Genomic DNA, 18,795 nt, shown 5'->3' with positions numbered 1-18,795 from the left:
TAGATTCAACATACACGCCAGCGGTGCCGACAGGGCCTTGACCCTAACACGGTGTCATACCCTACATGCTCTCGGGTCGAAGGAGTCTTGCCATGAACGACCCTCATTCCCATTCCCAAGCCGGGGGTTGCGGCTGTTCGAAGCCTGCGCCTGAATCGGTCTCCACGCCCTCATCCTGTTGCGGGGGCGGCTCGGCCGCTCCCGCAAAGATCGAGCACGAACATCATCACACCGAAGCGGGCGGCTGCTGCTCGGGCAGTAAGGACAACGATGCCGCAGCAGCAGTGATCGACGCGGTGTGCGGCATGACGGTCGATCCCGCAAAAACGACACACCATGCCGAGCACGCTGGTCATGCCTATCATTTCTGTAGCGCAGGGTGCCGGAGCAAGTTTGTCGCCAATCCTGACGCCTATCTGAGCGATAAGCCGAAACCGGAGCCGATGGCGACGCCGGGGGCGATGTGGACGTGCCCGATGCACCCGCAAATTCGCCAGGAAGGGCCGGGAACTTGCCCAATCTGCGGCATGGCGCTCGAACCCGAAGAACCGTCGCTCGACGATACTCCCAACCCTGAGCTGGTCGACTTCACGCGCCGACTGTGGGTGGCGGGCGCGCTCACGATCCCGCTGCTCGTCGTCTCGATGTTCGCGGAAATGTTAGGCCTGCATGTGGTTAGCCCTGCGGCCTCGCCTTGGGTCCAGCTCGCACTCACCGCGCCGATCGTGCTGTGGGCGGGCTGGCCGTTTTTCGAGCGGGGGTGGACATCGCTTCGTACCCGCCATCTCAATATGTTCACACTGATCGCGATCGGCGTAGGTGCCGCCTTCCTCTATAGCGTGGTCGCGACGCTCGCGCCGGGCATCTTCCCAGCGACCTTCCGCACGCATGGGAGCATGGTTCCCGTCTATTACGAGGCGGCCGGCGTCGTGGTGACACTGGTGCTGCTCGGGCAAGTGCTCGAACTGCGCGCTAGGGCGGCGACAGGGCGCGCGATCCGCGCTCTCATGGATCTCGCCCCCAAGACGGCGCGACGCTTGCAGCCTGACGGTTCTGAAGAAGAAGTCGGGCTTGCCGACGTGGCAACCGGTGACCGGCTGCGGGTCCGCCCCGGTGAAGCCATCCCGGTCGATGGCGTCGTGGTCGAGGGTCGTTCGTCGGTCGACGAAGCCATGCTCACCGGCGAACCCGCGCCGGTCCTCAAGGAAGTCGAGGCGATCGTTACCGGGGGCACCGTCAACGGGACGGGCAGCCTGGTGATGGAAGCCCGCGCGGTTGGTTCGGACACGATGCTCGCGCGTATCGTCCGCATGGTCGCGGAAGCGCAGCGAAGCCGCGCCCCGATACAGGCGGTCGCCGATCGGGTTTCAGGATGGTTCGTGCCGCTCGTCGTGCTGATCTCGATTGCGACCTTCATCACTTGGTCGCTGGTCGGCCCTGAGCCGCGCATGGGCCATGCCCTGCTTAACGCCATCGCAGTGCTGGTGATCGCCTGCCCGTGCGCGCTCGGGCTCGCCACGCCCATGTCGATCATGGTCGGCACGGGACGCGGCGCTCAGGCCGGCGTGCTGGTGAAGAACGCGGAAGCCTTACAGGGGCTGGAAAAGGTCGATACCCTTGTCATCGACAAGACAGGTACGCTCACGGAAGGCAAGCCCAAGCTGATCGCGGTCGAGACGGTCAGCGCGGTCGGAGAGAACGACATGCTCGCGCTTGCCGCGGCCGTCGAAGGCCAATCCGAACATCCGCTCGCGCACGCAATCGTCGTTGCCGCCAAAGAACGAGGATTGCAGCTCGGCACAGTCGCGGACTTTGCCTCGCAAACCGGGCTGGGTGTCAGCGCCACGGTGGGCGGCCGCTCGGTCGTGATTGGCAATGCGGTGCAAATGAGCCGGATCGGCGCTGATCTCAAGCCGGTCGACGCCGCGGCCGATCGTCACCGTGGCGAAGGCGCGGGCATCATCCTCGTCGCGATCGACGGGGCGCTCGCCGGTCTGCTCGCAGTCGCCGATCCGGTGCGCGCATCGGCGCGCGACGCTATTGCCGCGCTTCGCAAGGAGGGCCTGCGGGTCGTCATGCTCACCGGCGACAATCGTGGGACGGCCGATGCTGTCGCGCGCGCCGTGGGCGGTCTTGATGACGTGCGCGCCGATCTGCTGCCGGAAGACAAGGCGCGTATCATCGGCGAGCTGAAAGCGAGCGGCGCAAGGGTCGCAATGGCGGGCGATGGGATCAACGACGCCCCGGCGCTCGCCGCCGCGGATGTCGGCTTGGCGATGGGAACGGGAACAGACGTGGCGATCGAAAGCGCCGGCATGACGCTCACGCGCGGCGATCTCTCGGCGATCGTGCGCGCCCGCAAGCTCGCTCGCGCGACGATGCGAAATATCCGCCAAAACCTGTTCTTCTCGTTCTTGTTCAACGGAATCGGCGTGCCGGTTGCGGCCGGCGTGCTTTACCCGGTTGCCGGTATCCTGCTGTCGCCGATGCTGGCCGGTGCAGCGATGGCGCTCTCGTCCTTCACCGTGGTCCTGAACGCACTGCGGCTCAACGCGGTAAAGCTGTGAACATCGGAGCGGCGTCGGACGCCAGCGGCGTCTCCCAACGCATGATCCGCCACTATGAAAAGATTGGTTTGGTGCCCGCGCCGCCACGGCGCGGGAACTACCGGGACTACGCCGACGCTGACGTTCATCGGCTGCGATTTATCGCCAACGCGCGCGACCTGGGGTTCCCGATCGAGGAAATCCGCACGCTGCTGGGGCTGTGGTCGGATCGCGATCGGTCGAGCGCGGAAGTGAAGACGCTGGCGGAAGCCCGCGCTGCCGAACTGGGCCGCAAGGTCCGCGTCTTGGACGCCATGCGCCGCTCGCTTACCGGGCTCGCCCAAGCCTGTCATGGCGATGATCGGCCTGATTGTCCGATCATCGAACGCTTGGCTGAATAACTTGCGCGGCTAACTTTTACTCCACTTGAGCGTGATCGTGCGTCGCACCGTTTCACGCGTTTCGCGTTGCGGCTTTGCCGCACCCCTCGATCGCCGCGCGGTTGGCCGTCACGATCCTGTCGGCCCCGACGATGGCGCGGAACGCGGTGGGACTGGCGCTCTGGATCATACGCTGCCCGGCTTCCCAGCGGGGCAAGTCGAGCGTCCGCGCCGCCATGCGCTCGGGCCATTGCCAGCTCGCCGGTGCGATCTCGCGCGCGACCAGGCCCGGCACGATCGCCCATGCGAGGATGCCGGCCGCCACCCCACCCAGGGCAAACCATAGCTGCCGATTCTTCTGGTCGGCGCGTGTCCATGCGGACCCGGCGATGGCGCGAAGATCGGCCATGATGCGGGCCTTGTCCTCGCCCGCCTTGGCGAGCGCCGCCTGATCCTCGCGCCGGGCGGCGCTGCCCGCCGCGGCGATGCGCTGCGCCATCTGCTCCGGCGTCATCGCCAGCGCCGGGGCCGCTTTCAGGAATTGGCCGATGCGCGCGACGTTCTCGCCTGCCGTGTTCACGTTCTGCTGGAGCACGCCAAGCGTCTCGGTATGGTCGGGTATGTCGATCGCCGCGCTCGGCCGCCAAGCCCTCCACGGCGCAGCGCCAGCTCGCCGCGCATGGCCTCGAACGCCTCGGCCGCGCCTGCTCCGCCCTGATCGTCCTCGTTCGTCACCTGTCGTGAGCCTGCAACCCGTGATATTCCTCCGAGTTAATCAAAGGAGACCCAACAATCACCGGACCGGTCATGCCTAAGACACCACACACGAAAGGCCCGGACGAAACCCTTTCTCTCCTCGCCGATCCCTATCGGTTCATCTCCAGGCAGTGCCAGCGCCTAGGCGCAAACGCTTTTGAATCCCGTTTCCTGCTGAAAAAGACCAACTGCCTTAAGGGGGCCAAGGCCGCCGAAATCTTCTACGATACGACCCGCTTCGAGCGCGAAGGTGCCATGCCGGTCGCTATTCAGAAGACACTGCTGGGCCAAGGCGGCGTTCAGGGTCTGGACGGCGAGACCCATCGGCACCGCAAGCAGATGTTCATGGGCCTGATGACACCAGAGCGCGTGCGGGCGCTGGCGCAATTGTTCGAGGCCGAGTGGCGCAGGGCGGTGCCGGGCTGGACGCGCAAAGGAGAGATCGTCTTCTATGACGAGTTGCATGAGCCGCTGACGCGAGCGGTATGCGCTTGGGCGGGAGTTCCTCTTCCGGACGATGAAGCCGGCAACCGCGCGGGCGAGCTGCGGGCGCTGTTCGACGCCGCCGGCTCGGCGAGCCCAAGGCATCTTTGGTCACGGCTGGCCCGTCGTCGCGTCGACGCATGGGCGAAGCGGATCATTGAAGGCATTCGGGCCGGGAGCATCGGCTCGGGCTCGGGGACCGCGGCTTACGCGATAGCCTGGCATCGCGACCGGCACGACGATCTTCTTTCGCCGCACGTCGCAGCGGTCGAACTGGTAAATGTCCTTCGCCCGACCGTCGCGATCGCAGTGTACATCACCTTCGTCGCCCACGCGCTGCAAACCTGTTCAGGGATCAGGGCGGCCTTGGTTCAGCAGCCGGACTATGCCGAGCTCTTCGTCCAAGAGGTCCGCCGATTCTATCCCTTCTTTCCCGCTGTGGTGGCGCGCGCGAGCCAAGATTTCGAGTGGGAGGGGATGGCCTTTCCGGAAGGGCGTCAAGTGGTGCTAGACCTTTATGGGAGCAATCACGACGCAGCGACCTGGGCCGACCCCCAGGAGTTTCGCCCTGAGCGTTTCAGGGCTTGGGACGAAGACTCCTTCAACTTCATTCCGCAGGGCGGCGGCGATCACTATCTCGGCCATCGCTGTCCCGGCGAATGGATCGTCCTCGCGATCATGAAGGTGGCGGCACACCTCCTCGTCAACGCGATGCGCTATGACGTACCGGACCAAGACCTGAGCATCGATTTCGCCAGGCTGCCAGCGCTTCCGAAAAGCGGCTTCGTGATGCGCAACGTCCACATAGGTGGCTAGGGCCGCGTGCCGTGGTGATGGTGATCGGCTCCGTTATCGACCGTTTGCGCGAGTACGGGGTGCGATGCGACATCTACGCAGTCGAATGTTGGTTCAGCAAGTCGATCACGGCGCACCTCGCCGCCCCGTCGCCTTCGCAACGGTCGATGGTCGCAGCCAGCAGGCTTTCTAGTTGCGCCAGATCCTCCATCTTAGCGCGCACACGCTCTAGATGGTGAGCCGCGATCTCGCGGACCTCACTGCATGACGCCTGCGCAGAACCGCCAAGAGACAGGATCGCGCGCACCTCGGCCGGGGAGAAGCCGAGTTCGCGCGCGCGACGGACGAACCCAAGTGCGCGGACGTGACCGGTCCCATATACCCGCCGCCCGCCGCTTGTGCGGGGTGGCGTTGCGAGAACACCAACGCGCTCGAAGTACCGGATCGTCTCGATATTCACGCCAGTCCGGCGAGACAGCTCGCCGATCGTGATGCTTTCCTCAACGCGCATATATTGGGGGCGTTTGCGGTGGGGGGCGAAATCCTACGCTAAGGACTTAGGCCAGCGATATTCGCCGGTGAGGTTGATGTGTTCCCATCCCAGCGGCGAGACATGGGCGAGGAGGTCAGGCGGGACGACGATCCCGTCCACAGCGCGGCTGTCGACGACCTCCCCAAGTTTCATGGTGTTCCAGAAGATGATGATGGCGGCGAGCAGGTTCATGCCGGCGATGCGATAGTGCTGCCCTTCGGCGGATCGATCCCGGATTTCACCTCGGCGGTGGAAACTGATGGCGCGCTTGAGGGCATGATGGGCCTCGCCCTTGTTGAGTCCGATCTGAGCCTGGCGCTGGAGGCTGGCATCGAGAATCCAGTCGATCATGAACAGGGTCCGCTCGATGCGCCCGACCTCCCGCAATGCGAGGGCCAGTTCATTCTGGCGCGGGTAAGAGGCGAGCTTGCGAAGAATCTGGCTAGGCGCGACGATCCCCGCTGCGATCGTCGCCATGACGCGCAGGATGTCGGGCCAGTTGCGTTCGATCAGCGGTTCATTGATCTTGCCACCGACTAGCGCTCGCACATTGGCAGGCGTCGCATTGGGCGTGAAGGCATAGAATCTTTTCTGAGGTAGATCGCGGATACGCGGTGCGAACCTGTAGCCGAGCAAGGCGCAGGCGGCGAACACATGATCGGTGAAGCCGCCCGTGTCGGCAAAATGCTGGCGGACGTGGCGGCCCGCGTCATTCATGAGCAGCCCGTCTAGGATGTAGGGCGCCTCGCTGACCGTTGCCGGGATCACCTGGGTTGCGAAGGGAGCATATTGATCGGACACATGGCTGTATCCCTTGAGACCCGGGACGTTGCCATATTTCGCGTTGATCAGATTCATCGCCTCGCCCTGCTCGGTAGCAAGGAAGAACTGCCCGTCGCTGGATGCCGATTGTCCTTGTCCCCAAAAGGCGGCCATGGGCAGGGCGGCGTGGGCCTCCACGATCATGGCGAGCGCGCGATCATAGGCGCTGCCTTCGACATACCAGCGCGCAATCCGCAGCAATTCCCAGAAACTGTGTGTGTTGGTCGCCGCCGCCATCTTGCGCAGTCCGAGATTGACGCCCTCCGCAAGAAGCACGTTCATCAGGCCGATCCGGTCACTGCAGGGCGCGCCGGTGCGTAGATGCGTGAACGCCTCGGAAAACCCGGTTCGCTCGTCGACTTCCAGCAGCAGATCGGTGATCCTCGCGGGCGGAAGCTGCTGATAGAGATCGAGCACGAGATCCTCGGCACCTTCGGGCGTGTCGGCCTTCAGCTTGTCGATGTGCAGCTTGCCGTTCTCGATGATGCCACCTGGGATCGTTCCGGTTCGCGCTGCGCGGCCTAGCTCCTTCAACCGTGTATCCAGTCGTGCCCTGCGCTCGGCCAGCCATTCGCCAGGTCGTAGCGGCACGGCGAGCCGCGCAGTCTGCTCTATCGCCTGTGGCGGGACCAGAATCTGCTTGAGGTCGCCATAGCGGCGCGATCCCGCCAGCCATATGTCGCCCGACCGGAAGGCGTCGCGGATGTGAAACAGCACTGCGATTTCCCAAAGCCGGTAGTCACCGGCGGGCTCAGCGCGAAGATGACGATGCCATTTGGAGTTAGGGCGCAGAAAATCCATCGGAGGATCGGCCTTGATCCCGCTTCGCAGCAGCGCGACAGCCGCCAGAAGAGGCTTGGCGATCGGCGCCGCCTGCATGTCGAGCAGGCGCAGCATCCTTGGCGCGTAGAGGCGGAAGCGATGATAGCCGTCGAGAACGCGGCTGAGCGGACCTGCCGCGAGCACGTTGGTCAGCGCGGAGGCCGTGTCGACAAGGGTTCTGAACCGTTCCCAGCCAGGCCCGGTGGCGATTATCCCGTCCAGGGCCGCACCATCGTCCTGTGCCCCTAGCAATGCGCCACCGATTTCGGCAAAGGACTTCAGCGTGTCCCGAACGGCCGCCTTTTCGTCGGCGATCCTGGTGCTGCAAAGGCGTTCGGAGGCCCGATAGAGACGGCCCACGATGCGGTCGTGGGTCTCCACGACGACATCGGCCAGCGAAGACCGCCATTCCAGGGTGCAGACAGCGAGGATCGCAAGCCGCCTGCTTTCGGGTAGATCGCGCATACCGTCGGCGTAATAGCGCTCGCCCTGTCGGCGAAGTCGGGTCACACGATGCGCGGGCACGCCTTCCAGCAAATCCGCCGGAAGATCGAACCTTTGAAGATATTCCAGTCGATCCATCAGCCGGTTGGCGGCTGCTGAATTTGCGCCAACCTCGAACTGTCGCAGCCATACGAAGCGGGTGACACGACCATCCACCGTATCCTCCAACAGGTGAGCCAAATTCCCACTCAGGGCTGGCGTGATGCGATGGGCGATACGATCTTCAATCCGGCGTTCCGCCTCGACCAGCGCATCGGCGCAAAGGCGCTCGATCGTCGAGGAGCCGGGAAGGATCGTGCGGGTGCGGCGACACTCCGCCACGAAACGACCGGCAAGATCTTCGTTCGATGTCGCCGCCTCGGCTTCCCGAGCGATCCATTCGCGCAAATCCCGTGCGCCCCGCCCCGAAAAGGAGCGATAGCCGTAGATTCGGCGCAGGTCCGCCAGATGTTCGTGCCGGGTCTCCTCGCGCGCGGCATAGAGGAGTAGATCGTCGCTGGTCAGCCCGAGCTGGGCCGCAATGAAATCCGATACCTGCGCCGGGATCAGCTCGCCAGGAGCGAGCACCCGGCCCGGGTAGCGCAGGACGCACAGTTGCAGCGCGAAGCCGAAACGGTTGTGGGCGCGCCGACGCTGGCGGATATGCCCGAGATCCTCATCGCTGAGGGTATAGTGCCGCAGCAGCTCACCTTGATCGACCGGCAAATGAAACAGCGCCTCGCGCTGTCGATCGGTCAGGGTCACGCGACGCGGCATAGATGCTCCTTATTCTCTCCGATGCGAGGTTTGAGATAGCTTGATTGCGATGCTGGTTGAGATACACAATAGCGCAATCTTATGTGCTCATGTTCGTCACCGCCTCAAACCTTCGTTTGTGATCCATGTTGATCGGCTACGCCCGTGTCTCCAAAGCTGATGGCTCGCAGTCCCTCGACCTGCAGCACGACGCCCTTCGCGCCGCCGGTGTCGAGCCAGGCAATATCTATGATGATCGTGCATCTGGTAGCCGTGATGATCGCCCCGGTCTTGCCGCCTGCCTCAAATCGTTGCGCGACGGCGACGTCCTGATTGTCTGGAAGCTCGATCGGCTCGGCCGAACGCTCACGCATCTGGTCAGCACGGTCCAGAGCCTGTCGGATCGCAGTATCGGTTTGAGGGTGCTCACCGGCAAGGGCGCGCAGATCGACACCACGACGCCATCGGGTCGCATGGTGTTCGGCATCTTCGCCACACTGGCGGAGTTCGAACGGGATATGATCCGCGAGCGCACCATGGCTGGCCTTGCCGCCGCCCGCGCGCGGGGCCGCAAAGGCGGCCGCAAGTTCGCCCTTTCCAAAGCTCAGGTGCGCCTCGCCCAGGCCGCCATGGCCCAGCGCGACACGTCCGTCTCAGATCTATGCAAGGAACTCGGGATCGAGCGCGTCACCCTCTATCGCTATGTCGGTCCCAAAGGCGAACTCAGGGACTACGGAAAGCGCGTCCTAGGGCTTGTCGCAAGCTGATGCGTATGGGGCGAATGATACCTCAGCGAACGGGCTTTGTAAGGCCCGCTGATCTGTCTGCTGAATAGGGTGAGCAATGGCCAGAAATTTTCTCTTCAATTCGCTTGCTGCGCTGGCGCTTGTGTCAGCCACACCCACCCTGGCTCAATCGGCTGACCCAGCGGGCAAACCGTTCGATGCAACTGTGGCATGGGCTTCGTTCACGAAGTTGCTGCACGAGGAATACGGCTATTTTGACCGTCCCGGTGTCGACGGCGATGCCATCCTTTCCGCGTTCGAACAGCGAGCAAAGGCAGCCCGATCCGACAAGGACTTCATCGACGTACTCCAGCTTGTATCCCACAATTTCGCAGACCCGCATTTCATTGTCGGTCCGTTCGATCGCGATGACTGGGCAATCATCCCCACATCGTCAGACCTGTTCGGGATCTACGACGGCACAACCTTTCGGATCGAGGATGTGCGGGCAGGCGGCGATGCGATGGCCAAGGGTGTGACATCAGGCGTGACTGTGCTCAGGATCGATGGTCAAACGCCTCGTGCCGCTATTGAGCAAATCACTGGGCGGCCATTTACAGCGCTGAGCACTCCTCAGATCGGGTTCGCGTTCAACGTGGCGTTGGCAGGCCATCGTCGGCGGGCTCGCACGTTGGAAATACTGGAGGCCAGGCAGCGACGGACCTTCGCTTTGGCGGCGACCTCGGATCAGGCCAATCGGGTTGCGGACGGACCTCTCCTGGATGTCGAGCGAGACGGAGCACTCGGTATTATCCGCATCAATAATTCGCTCGGCGACCAAGCTTTGATCGTGCAGTTCGCACAAGCACTGGAGTCCCTTAACGACACCACCACCCTGCTGATCGACCTTCGCAATACACCCAGTGGGGGTAACACCAGCGTCGCCCGTGGCATCATGGGGCATTTCGTGGATCACGATCGACCCTACCAGATGCACGTCATTCCTTACGAAACGAGGGTGCTCGGGCCGACACGTAAATTCGTCGAATTCGTCGCGCCCTATGGCATTCGCTATCCTGGGAAAGTCTATGTTGCCGGCGGGCGGTGGACCGGCAGCATGGGCGAGGGATTGATGATCGGTTTCGACGCGATCGGCGCCACCACCGTTGGCAGCGATCTGGCCCATCTTCTTGGTGCATTGAGCAACGAAACGATCGAAGGCTCAGCCGCCAAGGTAGATCTCGGCACAGAGCAATTGTTCACCGTAACAGGGCTCCCGCGTGAGGCTTACCATCCTCAAATCCTTATCCAGCGAGCCGAACGCGATAATGCGCATGACCCTGTGCTGACAGCAATCGGGCGATGACGCGCAAGCGGGCTTAGCGTAGGATTTCGCCCCCTACCGCAAACGCCCCCTATATTGCTTGCTCCTGTAGTCACTACAGGATGCATAACGGGCTAACCCGCTAGAGGCGATAGATGAACCAAGAGACCATCCCGCGTGAACCCCTAGGCGCACCAACGTCACGACGTCGCGCCGACACGGGGCTATCCGCCCTCGGCGCGCTTGCGAGCTTAGCCGCTGTTCTAGCTGCGGCGTCATGCTGCGTCCTGCCCCTCGCACTCGCGGCGCTCGGCCTGGGGGCGGGCCTGTCCAGCAACTTCGCCGCGCTGATACCACTACGGTGGCCGCTAACGGCGACCTCCCTCATCGGCTTGGCTGCTGGGTGGTGGGCCTACGCGCAGCGGCGGAGGTCCTGTGCTGGGGACCGGTCCTGCACAATGCCGCTGCCCTCGCGCGCGACACCTATCCTGCTCGCGATTGGAACGGTTCTGACGCTTATCGCGTTCGCCTGGGACCTCCTAGAAGCGCCGCTGATGAACGCGCTTTCCTGATGCAGCTCACCTCAACCCTGACCTGTCCCAAATGCGGCGGGGTGGCCACCGAAAGGATGCCCACCAACGCCTGCCAATTCTTCTATGATTGCCGGCATTGCGCGGTGGTGCTGCGGCCCCTGGCTGGCGACTGCTGCGTGTTCTGCTCATTTGGCGATGTCCCATGCCCTCCGATCCAGGAAGCGAAAGCAAACGGGACTGTGGCGGGCTGCTGCGGGTGAGGCGATAGCTTCACGTTTCTTCGTGAACTGGGGTCCTGCTCGCCAAGGTCGCGCAAGCGAAATTGCCTACTTCGGTCTTATTCGACCGGTTCCTGACCTGCCTCAACTGCTCATTTTCGAGAGGGCATTTGAACAGGATAGCATTTCGGGCGCTTCAAAAACCCTTGCTCCTCCAGTTGCTAGAGCATGTAACCGCAATTTGCTCTCCTGCGGACGGGGGGCTGGAGGTGGCTTTTTGACGGCCCGTGTTGAAGCAATCGGTATGTCTCGACGCTCATTAGTGGCGCGGCTGGTGGCCTGTGGAACCGGCTTGGTGCTCGGTTCTCCAACGCTCGCGCGACAGACTTCCCGGTCTGCGGCCTCGTGGAACTTCGGCGCGGCTCACCTCGAATGGGAGCCGCTGGAAGTCGGCACGGGTGATACCCTCCTTGTTTCGGCACAAGTGCGCGGAGTGCCGGCGCGGGCGGTGCTCGACAGTGGCAGCGGCGCGTCGATCATGAGCACGGCGCTCGCGGCGAAGCTCGGCTTGAACAATGGTGAGCGGCGCATGATTAGCGGGCTGAGCGCCAAGGCCCCGGTGCTGCTGGTCCGCGACATCGACGTACAGCTCGCCCGCGAAACCCGTCGCTTACCCTTTGCCGTTGTTGGTGATCTGAGTTCAGTGTCGGCGGCCTTCGGACGACCGATCGACGTTCTCCTCGGTGCCGATATGTTCACGGGCAGCTGCATCGCGCTCGATTTCGCGAACAGGCGTATGGCGGTCGTCAAGTCAGGCACGTTTCTCGCCGGCCCCGACTGGCGCGCTGTCGCGCTCGGACGCGGTGCCAAGCAGGAGCTGTTCATCCGGGCCTCCGTCGAGGGCCTGTCTCCCGTGCCCTTGATGATCGATCTTGGCAGCTCGGCCGCGCTGATGCTCTCGTCGGCCTATGCCCGCGATCAAGGGCTGTTGAACGGGAAGCTCGTCTCGACCGCGGCGATCGGCGGCGTCGATGGCGTGCGAGTCAACGATGCTTTCACAACCCAGAACATCAACATTGAAGGGCTTGGCGTCTCGAACGTCCCCACACTCGGGATGAGAGCTTGGCTCTCCACCAGCACGGTTGGCAATGTCGGCCTACCGCTGATCGCTCAATTCGACGTGGTGTTCGACGTGACCGCCGGATTCGTGTGGCTCCGGCCACTCGGTCCTCGTCGTCGCCTGCCGATGCTGAAGGACCGTAGCGGCCTTGGCCTCGCAGCCTCACCAACGGCGCTCACCGTCGTTCATGTGGCGGCGAACAGTCCCGCGGAAAAGGCTGGCTGGGCGGTCGGCGACCGGATCGTGGCGGTGAACGGCCATTCGATCGATGCGAACTATACGCGTGGGGAGCTCTGGCAAGTGCGCTCCCGGCCTGCTGGCACCCTCGTAAAGCTGACGATGGCCTCGGGTGATGTGCGCGACCTCAGGCTAGCCGACTATTACTGATCGGCTTGAGGGTGGCCTTTGCCGATCGCCTTCATGATCCGACAATCGGCCATGCGCGCCTTGGTGCAGCTCTGGCTGAGCATTGCCAACTCATCCCGCAACACCGCGAGTTGCGCCAGCCTCTCCTCAACATCCTTGAGGTGCTGAGCAGCGATAGCTGAGGCGGCACCACAATCCTGGTCCGGGTTCTGCGCCAGCCCCATCAACGATCGTATTTCGTCGACCGAAAAGCCGAGCCGGCGACCGTTGCGGATGAAGTGCAAACGCTCGATGTCGCTGGCATCATAGGTTCTACGGCCCGACGCCGTGCGCGGGGCGGAGCGCAGCAACCCGATCGACTCATAAAACCGGATCGTCGTCACTTTTGTCGACGTCTCGCTGGCGAGCTGCCCAATCATCACCGGCTTCATCATGTCATCCTTGCTAATGCGAACGTGTCGCACATTTCGCTTGCTTCTACAGCGACTGGAGGTGGTAAGGAAGGCCGCATGAATGCTTCTACCGAAAGCTGCGGGTGCCACGGGGAGCCCGCGCGCGCGCAAACCGATCCGGCCTATCGCCGTGCGCTGCTGACCGTCGTGGTGCTCAACCTCGGCTTCGGAGTCGCCGAGCTGTTCGGCGGGTTCATCGCCGATAGCCAAGCGCTGAAAGCGGATTCCCTCGATTTTCTCGGGGACGGGTCGATCAGCCTTATCGGTCTTCTCGCGCTTGCCTGGTCCGCACGGGCGAGGGCAAAGGTCGCGCTGACGCAGGGGTTGTTTCTCGGTGCGCTTGGCGTGGGCGTAATCGGTTTCGCGATTTGGCGCGCCCTGAACGCAACCGCGCCGGATGCCGAACTGATGGGCACAATCGGCGTTGTCGCGCTCGCGATCAATGTCGTGTCCGCCTTGGTGCTTGCGCGTTTCCGGGAAGGGGACGCCAATGTTCGCGCGATCTGGCTGTTCAGCCGCAACGACGCGCTCGCCAATGTCGCGGTGATCGCCGCGGCCGGTCTGGTGGCGTGGACAGGAAGCGCCTGGCCGGACCTCGCCGTCGCCGGCCTCATCGCCCTCCTGTTCCTCCACTCCGCGTATGAAATCGTCACTGGCGCTCGGCGCGAACTGGGAGAGCGGTAGTGCGTCTGCTCACCTTGATCCGGGCAATGCTCTCGCTGCGGCTGCTCGCCGCGCTCGCTGCGCTGCTGATCCCTGCTGCGGCATTCGCCGAACCCGGCGACGTGCAAACCGCATGGCGGCTGCTCGACTATATGGCCGTCGATTATGGAGGCGCGGTCGCGAACGGTCGGATCAAGAGCGCGTCGGAATACGCCGAAATGAATGAGTTTGCCGCGTCGGTCTCGACACGGCTTCAAGGCCTGCCGGCGAAGCCGGAGCGCCAAGCCCTCATTCAGCGGGCCGCCAACCTCCAAGCGGTAATCGCGGAAAAGGGATCGACTGAACAGGTGGCAACACTGGCGCACGGGCTCGCGGCCGATCTGCTGCGCGCCTACCCGGTGCCGCTCGCGCCCGATAAGGCTCCGAACCTCGTCTCCGGCCATGCCCTGTTCCAACAATCCTGCGCGTCCTGTCACGGCATGACGGGCAACGGCCGTGGCCCCGACGCCGCCAAGCTCGCGACACCCCCGATCGCCTTTACCGATGCCGAACGTGCGCGCCAGCGCAGCGTCTTCGCGCTCTATCAGGTGGTGACGCAGGGCATCGACGGGACGGCGATGCAGAGCTTCGCCGATCTGCCGAACGATCAGCGCTGGGCGGTAGCATTCCGAGCCGGGAGCTTCGCCTTCACGGACGCGCAGGCGCGCGAAGGCGAGCGGCTGTGGAAATCCGATCCGACCCTTCGCCGTCGCATCCCGGACCTGAAAACCCTGGTCGCACTCACCCCGGCCGCGCTCGGCGCGGCGATCGGCGACGCCAAGGCTGACGCCGTGCTCGCGTTCCTGCGTCGCCACCCTGAACAGGTGATGCAACAGGCTCCCGGCTCGCTCGCGGTCGCCCGCGCCAAACTCGCCGAAAGCGTGGCCGCTGCCCGGCGTGGCGATGCGCGGATGGCAAAAGAGCTGGCGCTGTCAGCCTATCTCGATGGGTTCGAGCCGATCGAACCAACGCTCACCGCGCGCGACGCGACGCTGATGGGCCGAATCGAGGGCGCCATGGGGGAGTTCCGCGCCGCGATCGACCGGGGCGCATCGCCCGATGATCTCGCGGAGAAGGTCACGGTGCTGGGCGGCTTTTTCGATGATGCAGAAGCGGCGCTCGCGCCCGATGCCGCCACCGAGGCGTCCACGTTCCTGGGCGCGTTCACGATCCTGCTGCGTGAAGGGCTCGAAGCCCTGCTCATCGTCGTCGCCATGATCGCATTCCTGCGTAAAGCCGACCGCGGCGAGGCGCTGCGCTACGTTCATGGCGGCTGGGTCAGCGCGATCATCGCGGGCGGAATCACCTGGGCGGTCGCCACCTATGCAATCGGGATCAGCGGCGCGAGCCGGGAGCTGACCGAAGGGTTCGGCTCGCTGTTCGCCGCGTTCGTGCTGCTCTCGGTCGGGATTTGGATGCACGGTAAGGCGCAAGCCGATCAGTGGCAGCGCTATATTCGCGAGAAGATGTCGCGGGCGCTCTCGGGCGGGTCGGGCTGGTTCCTGTTCGGACTCGCCTTCGTGGTCGTCTATCGCGAGGTTTTCGAGACGATCCTGTTCTACGCCGCTCTCTCCGCGCAAGGTGACAACGGGATGCTGCTCGCCGGCGCCGGATCGGCCATTGGACTGCTTGGTGTGATCGCCTGGGCAATGCTCCGCTACAGCCGCAAGCTGCCGATCGCGCAGTTCTTCCGCTATAGCTCCTGGCTCATGGCCGTTCTGACCGTCGTGCTTGCGGGCAAGGGCGTCGCCGCTCTCCAGGAGGCCGGCCTTATCAACATCGCACCGCTCGCGGACGTGCCGCGGCTGTCGATGCTAGGGTTATTCCCCACCTGGCAATCGGTGCTGGCGCAACTCCTGATGGCGGTCGCCATCGCAGTGGGGTTTGCCTGGAATCGGCGCAACCGATCTCGCTCGGGTTCCGGCCCGGCGACGGCTCACTAGGCGAGGCTCGCATTTGCCCCCGCTTCGCTCGCGCACACTGGCCGGCATGTCGCGCATCCGCGACGGGCGCCAGGACCTCGCGGGTACGCAGCGGACATGAAAGCGGGCACGGCCACGCTGCTGATCGCCACGGGGGCCGCGCTAGACCTGGCGACCAAGGCATGGGCGCGGGCTGCGCTCGAACCCTATGGGCCGGCGGGCGATTTCCTGCCCTTCGTCTCGCTGCGCCTGACCTTTAACGAGGGCGTGTCGTTCAGCCTGCTCGCCTCTGATGGCGACGTCGGGCGCGCCCTCCTGATCGGGCTCACGGCAATCCTGACCCTCGGCCTTGTCGCGTGGGCCTACCGCTCGCAGGGCTGGCAGCGCACGGCCTTAGCGGTCGCCGCGGCCGGCGCCGTGGGCAATCTGATCGACCGCGCCGCACGCTGGTCTGTAACCGACTTCCTCGGGCTGCACTTCGGGAGCTGGCACCCCTTCGTTTTCAACCTCGCCGACGTGTGGATTTCGCTCGGGGTCGGGCTACTGCTGCTCGGGCCATACTTACCCGCAAGAGGATCGACGGCAGAAGCGTTTCGCCGGAATGGCGCTGAACGCCCGGCAGCTACGGACGGAGGGCCGTGATGACAGAGAGTTCTCGCGACAGGCGCCCTTGATGGAGGCAACCGTCCGCCCCCGCCTTTTCGGCTGATACCGAGCTAAGGCTTGTGTGCCGAGTAGATAGAAATGGAGCCGGTCGGCGTTGATATCGACTGGCGCTCGATCACGCGATCGAACCCCGCCGCGGCGAACATGCGGGGTAGCACGCCATCAGCGTTCGGCTGGGTGTTCGCGAACCCGTCGAGGCGCTGAATCTGCCGAAACAGAGCCCGCATCGTCCGGCTGCGCTGCTCGCCATAGTCGGCAACGAAACGCGCGCCGCTTGGCCGCAGAACGTCAAATATCGCGTCAAGGATCGCCCGTTTTATGACAAGCGGGCATTGATGGAATATCAATCTCGACACGACCTTATCGACCGGCTCGATCCCGGTCCTCGCCAGCTCGTCACCCATCGCCTCGGTCCATTCGATCGCGGCGCGCGTTTTGGCTGCCTTCGCGTGGGCGATCTTCAACACGGACGGGTCGGGGTCCACCCCGATAACGCGCGCGGCCGGGCATTGCCGCTTCACCATGATTGCGAAGCTGCCCGTCCCGCATCCTACATCTAGAATCGTTTCGCTCGGGCTGGGGGCCGCCAATTGCAGCAGCGCGGTTCGCCATCGGCGCTCGCGCGTCAGCAACGCTATCGCATGATCGTATAGACCGGTCAGCTCGGGGCGGCCCAGCGCGGCACGTAATCGCGATCGAGGACGACGGGGTGCCGCTGTTTCATCCTGCCAACGGTTCCATCGTCATTGCCGAAACATCATGCATTTTCTCCCCGATGCCTTTGAGGTCGAATGGCACCCACGAGTCCCGCCAGATACTTGGCGTTCAAAGCAAAGAGCCCGCCGGCGAGCACGATGTAAAACCAGCCGAGTGCGGTCAAGCTGGCGACAGTGCGTGCCTCATCACCCTGCCAGGCTACAGCGAGCACGACCTGAACGATGAATAGCCCGGCAAGCGCTGCCGCCCCAAGCAAGCTCAGCCCGAGGCGAAGTAGGAGGGCGATGCCGAACAGCGACTGCGCCGCGGTCAGGAAGAACTCCTCATGCTGGCGCGCGTCGAGTGGTAAACTCGAAAGCTGGCCCGCACCTAGACTGACGGCGAGGGGCAACATGCCGACCAGCAAGGTCCACTGGTTGATCTTGTCGGAAATCATCGTCGCTAAGCCCTGTTCGGACCGCCTCGCCAACACGAAGAGAATGGCGACTGTGACCGCGGGGGCTTCGCTGGCGAGCGGCGCGAGCCATTGGATCAGCAGGAACTCGTCGAACCCGAGCTGACGGCCGGAGTCGACCATCGCTTCGGCGAACGGCTCCGCCGACGCGAGGATTACCGCGGCTGCCACCAAGGTCAGTCCGCCCATGACAAGCCATTGGCGCGTCGGAGAGAGCAGGGTGAGCGCAGCCGCAGGACCGGGCTCGTCATCATCGTCGTCGTCGCTGCCCGCGCCTTCACCCTTGTCGCTCGCTCGCCACATATACAGGCCGAACAAAGCAATGAGCAGGACCGTATCGACGATGCTGATTGCGTCCTTCAAGAGGACGCTGAACGCATAAAGGCTGGGCACGAGGAGGAAGAGGATCTCGACCCGGTTGGCGCTAGAAAGCGAAATTGCGCGTTCGCCTGTCTTGCGCCAATGAAGCAGCACCAGAAGCGGCCAGGCGATGCCGACCAGCAGCCGGTTCGCACCGGTCATATTTGCTGCCGCATAGTGGACGTAATTGGACCCTGGATTAGCCCCAGCCGAGTAGGCGTAGTAGAAGTCCACGGCATATTCCGGGAGCACGGTGATCAGCGCCACGATGGCGACGATCAGGCCCGCGGAGATGCGCGACTCCGCGGCTTCCGCTCCCCATGACAGGTAGAAGCCGGCTGCCAGGATGGCAGCGCCGAACAGCATGGCGTCGAGCAGAGGGTTTGGCCGCCACCCCTCGATCCTCAGAATAATGGCTGGGATCATGGCAAGCGCGGTTAGCGCGACCAGCATGACGAAGCGGCGCAACGATGCTGGATGCGCCTCCGAAGGGAAGAGATCGACTTGCCTCATCATCGTTTCGCCCCTCCGTTGTGGTCAGCGTCGGCCGTCGGGGTAATGATCTCGACCGCCTCCAAGGTAATCAGTCCGATCTCCGGAACGTCGGCGAGCTGGGTCGCAAACGAACGCAGCCTAGGGTCTTCGTCGACGATCTCGACGACCACGGCGCGGTCGCTTTCGAGCACATGGCGACGGTGGACGTGCGCCGATCGGCCGAATCCGATGAGCGCCTCCAGGACCGTCACTCCGGCAAGCCCGGCGTCTCGCGCCCGAGAGGCGACAACCTCATAGACCTTGCGATCTCCGACATAGGCGGCCTCGTCGGTGTAGATGCGGAGCAGTCTGGCTTGCTGGTTCATG

Annotated in this window: 18 protein-coding genes; 11 read left to right on the top strand and 7 right to left on the bottom strand. The window is 63.9% G+C overall.

From position 1 onward, the window contains the following. Positions 1-305: 305 nt before the first annotated feature. On the top strand, positions 306-2,567 hold the full coding sequence (locus DM480_RS16560; protein WP_026151875.1) for a heavy metal translocating P-type ATPase: 2,262 nt from the start codon (positions 306-308) through the stop codon (positions 2,565-2,567). Next, on the top strand, positions 2,564-2,947 hold the full coding sequence (gene cueR / locus DM480_RS16555; RefSeq protein WP_017980795.1) for a Cu(I)-responsive transcriptional regulator: 384 nt from the start codon (positions 2,564-2,566) through the stop codon (positions 2,945-2,947). Before DM480_RS16560 ends, cueR begins: the two co-directional genes overlap by 4 nt. A 52-nt stretch (positions 2,948-2,999) precedes the next feature. Here cueR and DM480_RS16550 read toward each other — a convergent pair whose 3' ends face one another. Next, positions 3,000-3,521: a DUF6118 family protein gene (locus DM480_RS16550; RefSeq protein ID WP_115381674.1), complete on the bottom strand. Its 522-nt coding sequence runs from the start codon at positions 3,519-3,521 to the stop codon at positions 3,000-3,002. A gap of 212 nt (positions 3,522-3,733) precedes the next feature. On the opposite strand from DM480_RS16550, the gene DM480_RS16545 reads away from it, so the two are divergent. Continuing rightward, positions 3,734-4,981: a cytochrome P450 gene (locus DM480_RS16545; protein WP_017980797.1), complete on the top strand. Its 1,248-nt coding sequence runs from the start codon at positions 3,734-3,736 to the stop codon at positions 4,979-4,981. Positions 4,982-5,054: 73 nt separating this feature from the next. Here DM480_RS16545 and DM480_RS16540 read toward each other — a convergent pair whose 3' ends face one another. Together DM480_RS16540 and DM480_RS16535 are read right to left on the bottom strand one after the other, a co-directional pair. After that, on the bottom strand, positions 5,055-5,471 hold the full coding sequence (locus DM480_RS16540; RefSeq protein ID WP_017980798.1) for a MerR family transcriptional regulator: 417 nt from the start codon (positions 5,469-5,471) through the stop codon (positions 5,055-5,057). 33 nt (positions 5,472-5,504) lie between these two features. Further along, positions 5,505-8,396 (bottom strand): Tn3 family transposase, encoded by a 2,892-nt coding sequence (locus tag DM480_RS16535; RefSeq protein ID WP_115381672.1) that lies wholly within the window; start codon positions 8,394-8,396, stop codon positions 5,505-5,507. 125 nt (positions 8,397-8,521) lie between these two features. On the opposite strand from DM480_RS16535, the gene DM480_RS16530 reads away from it, so the two are divergent. The 5 genes from DM480_RS16530 to DM480_RS16510 all read left to right on the top strand — a co-directional run bounded on the left by DM480_RS16530 (position 8,522) and on the right by DM480_RS16510 (position 12,682). After that, on the top strand, positions 8,522-9,142 hold the full coding sequence (locus tag DM480_RS16530; protein ID WP_115381670.1) for a recombinase family protein: 621 nt from the start codon (positions 8,522-8,524) through the stop codon (positions 9,140-9,142). A 76-nt stretch (positions 9,143-9,218) separates the two neighbouring features. Next, the gene (locus tag DM480_RS16525; RefSeq protein WP_125471587.1) at positions 9,219-10,466 is read left to right on the top strand and encodes a hypothetical protein; all 1,248 of its coding nucleotides are present in this window, start codon (positions 9,219-9,221) and stop codon (positions 10,464-10,466) included. Between the two features lie 113 nt (positions 10,467-10,579). Next, positions 10,580-10,996 (top strand): mercuric transporter MerT family protein, encoded by a 417-nt coding sequence (locus DM480_RS16520; RefSeq protein WP_017980799.1) that lies wholly within the window; start codon positions 10,580-10,582, stop codon positions 10,994-10,996. Beyond that, complete coding sequence (locus DM480_RS18610) at positions 10,996-11,217, top strand: GDCCVxC domain-containing (seleno)protein (RefSeq protein WP_081609171.1); 222 nt, start codon at positions 10,996-10,998, stop codon at positions 11,215-11,217. The genes DM480_RS16520 and DM480_RS18610 overlap by 1 nt, the downstream gene beginning before the upstream one ends. Positions 11,218-11,668: 451 nt before the next feature. Beyond that, on the top strand, positions 11,669-12,682 hold the full coding sequence (locus DM480_RS16510; protein WP_061780297.1) for an aspartyl protease family protein: 1,014 nt from the start codon (positions 11,669-11,671) through the stop codon (positions 12,680-12,682). On the opposite strand, the gene DM480_RS16505 is transcribed toward DM480_RS16510, so the two are convergent. After that, positions 12,676-13,095 carry a MerR family transcriptional regulator gene (locus tag DM480_RS16505; RefSeq protein WP_007406847.1) on the bottom strand — a complete coding sequence of 140 codons (420 nt, stop codon included), beginning with the start codon at positions 13,093-13,095 and terminating at the stop codon, positions 12,676-12,678. The two genes, DM480_RS16510 and DM480_RS16505, sit on opposite strands and share 7 nt — an antisense overlap. 75 nt (positions 13,096-13,170) lie before the next feature. Between DM480_RS16505 and DM480_RS16500 the strand changes: the two genes are divergently transcribed. From DM480_RS16500 to lspA, 3 genes are all read left to right on the top strand, one after another. Continuing rightward, the gene (locus tag DM480_RS16500; protein ID WP_004212870.1) at positions 13,171-13,797 is read left to right on the top strand and encodes a cation transporter; all 627 of its coding nucleotides are present in this window, start codon (positions 13,171-13,173) and stop codon (positions 13,795-13,797) included. After that, on the top strand, positions 13,797-15,758 hold the full coding sequence (locus DM480_RS16495) for a cytochrome c/FTR1 family iron permease (protein WP_064311260.1): 1,962 nt from the start codon (positions 13,797-13,799) through the stop codon (positions 15,756-15,758). Before DM480_RS16500 ends, DM480_RS16495 begins: the two co-directional genes overlap by 1 nt. Before the next feature lie 96 nt (positions 15,759-15,854). Beyond that, a complete protein-coding gene (lspA, locus tag DM480_RS16490; protein ID WP_064311259.1) occupies positions 15,855-16,379 on the top strand; it encodes a signal peptidase II in 525 nt (174 codons plus the stop codon). 74 nt (positions 16,380-16,453) lie between these two features. Here the strand turns inward: lspA and DM480_RS16485 are convergent, their stop codons facing one another. The 3 genes from DM480_RS16485 to DM480_RS16475 all read right to left on the bottom strand — a co-directional run bounded on the left by DM480_RS16485 (position 16,454) and on the right by DM480_RS16475 (position 18,794). Further along, complete coding sequence (locus DM480_RS16485; protein ID WP_232318420.1) at positions 16,454-17,035, bottom strand: class I SAM-dependent methyltransferase; 582 nt, start codon at positions 17,033-17,035, stop codon at positions 16,454-16,456. Between the two features lie 125 nt (positions 17,036-17,160). After that, complete coding sequence (locus DM480_RS16480; protein ID WP_064311319.1) at positions 17,161-18,402, bottom strand: sodium:proton exchanger; 1,242 nt, start codon at positions 18,400-18,402, stop codon at positions 17,161-17,163. Positions 18,403-18,446: 44 nt separating this feature from the next. Further along, a complete protein-coding gene (locus DM480_RS16475) occupies positions 18,447-18,794 on the bottom strand; it encodes a DUF190 domain-containing protein (RefSeq protein WP_064311318.1) in 348 nt (115 codons plus the stop codon). Position 18,795 lies beyond the last annotated feature (1 nt).

This window comes from Sphingomonas sp. FARSPH (assembly GCF_003355005.1).
Taxonomy (GTDB): domain Bacteria; phylum Pseudomonadota; class Alphaproteobacteria; order Sphingomonadales; family Sphingomonadaceae; genus Sphingomonas.
This window is presented reverse-complemented; position numbering and strand designations above follow the sequence as displayed.

Coding starts and splice junctions, on each gene's coding strand:
- lspA (WP_064311259.1), top strand. CDS start 15,855: ATGAAAGCGGGCACGGCCACGCTGCTGATCGCCACGGGGGCCGCGCTA.
- DM480_RS16535 (WP_115381672.1), bottom strand. CDS start 8,396: ATGCCGCGTCGCGTGACCCTGACCGATCGACAGCGCGAGGCGCTGTTT.
- DM480_RS16475 (WP_064311318.1), bottom strand. CDS start 18,794: ATGAACCAGCAAGCCAGACTGCTCCGCATCTACACCGACGAGGCCGCC.
- DM480_RS16505 (WP_007406847.1), bottom strand. CDS start 13,095: ATGATGAAGCCGGTGATGATTGGGCAGCTCGCCAGCGAGACGTCGACA.
- DM480_RS16560 (WP_026151875.1), top strand. CDS start 306: ATGACGGTCGATCCCGCAAAAACGACACACCATGCCGAGCACGCTGGT.
- DM480_RS16530 (WP_115381670.1), top strand. CDS start 8,522: ATGTTGATCGGCTACGCCCGTGTCTCCAAAGCTGATGGCTCGCAGTCC.
- DM480_RS16540 (WP_017980798.1), bottom strand. CDS start 5,471: ATGCGCGTTGAGGAAAGCATCACGATCGGCGAGCTGTCTCGCCGGACT.
- DM480_RS16500 (WP_004212870.1), top strand. CDS start 13,171: ATGAATGCTTCTACCGAAAGCTGCGGGTGCCACGGGGAGCCCGCGCGC.
- DM480_RS16520 (WP_017980799.1), top strand. CDS start 10,580: ATGAACCAAGAGACCATCCCGCGTGAACCCCTAGGCGCACCAACGTCA.
- DM480_RS16545 (WP_017980797.1), top strand. CDS start 3,734: ATGCCTAAGACACCACACACGAAAGGCCCGGACGAAACCCTTTCTCTC.
- DM480_RS16525 (WP_125471587.1), top strand. CDS start 9,219: ATGGCCAGAAATTTTCTCTTCAATTCGCTTGCTGCGCTGGCGCTTGTG.
- DM480_RS18610 (WP_081609171.1), top strand. CDS start 10,996: ATGCAGCTCACCTCAACCCTGACCTGTCCCAAATGCGGCGGGGTGGCC.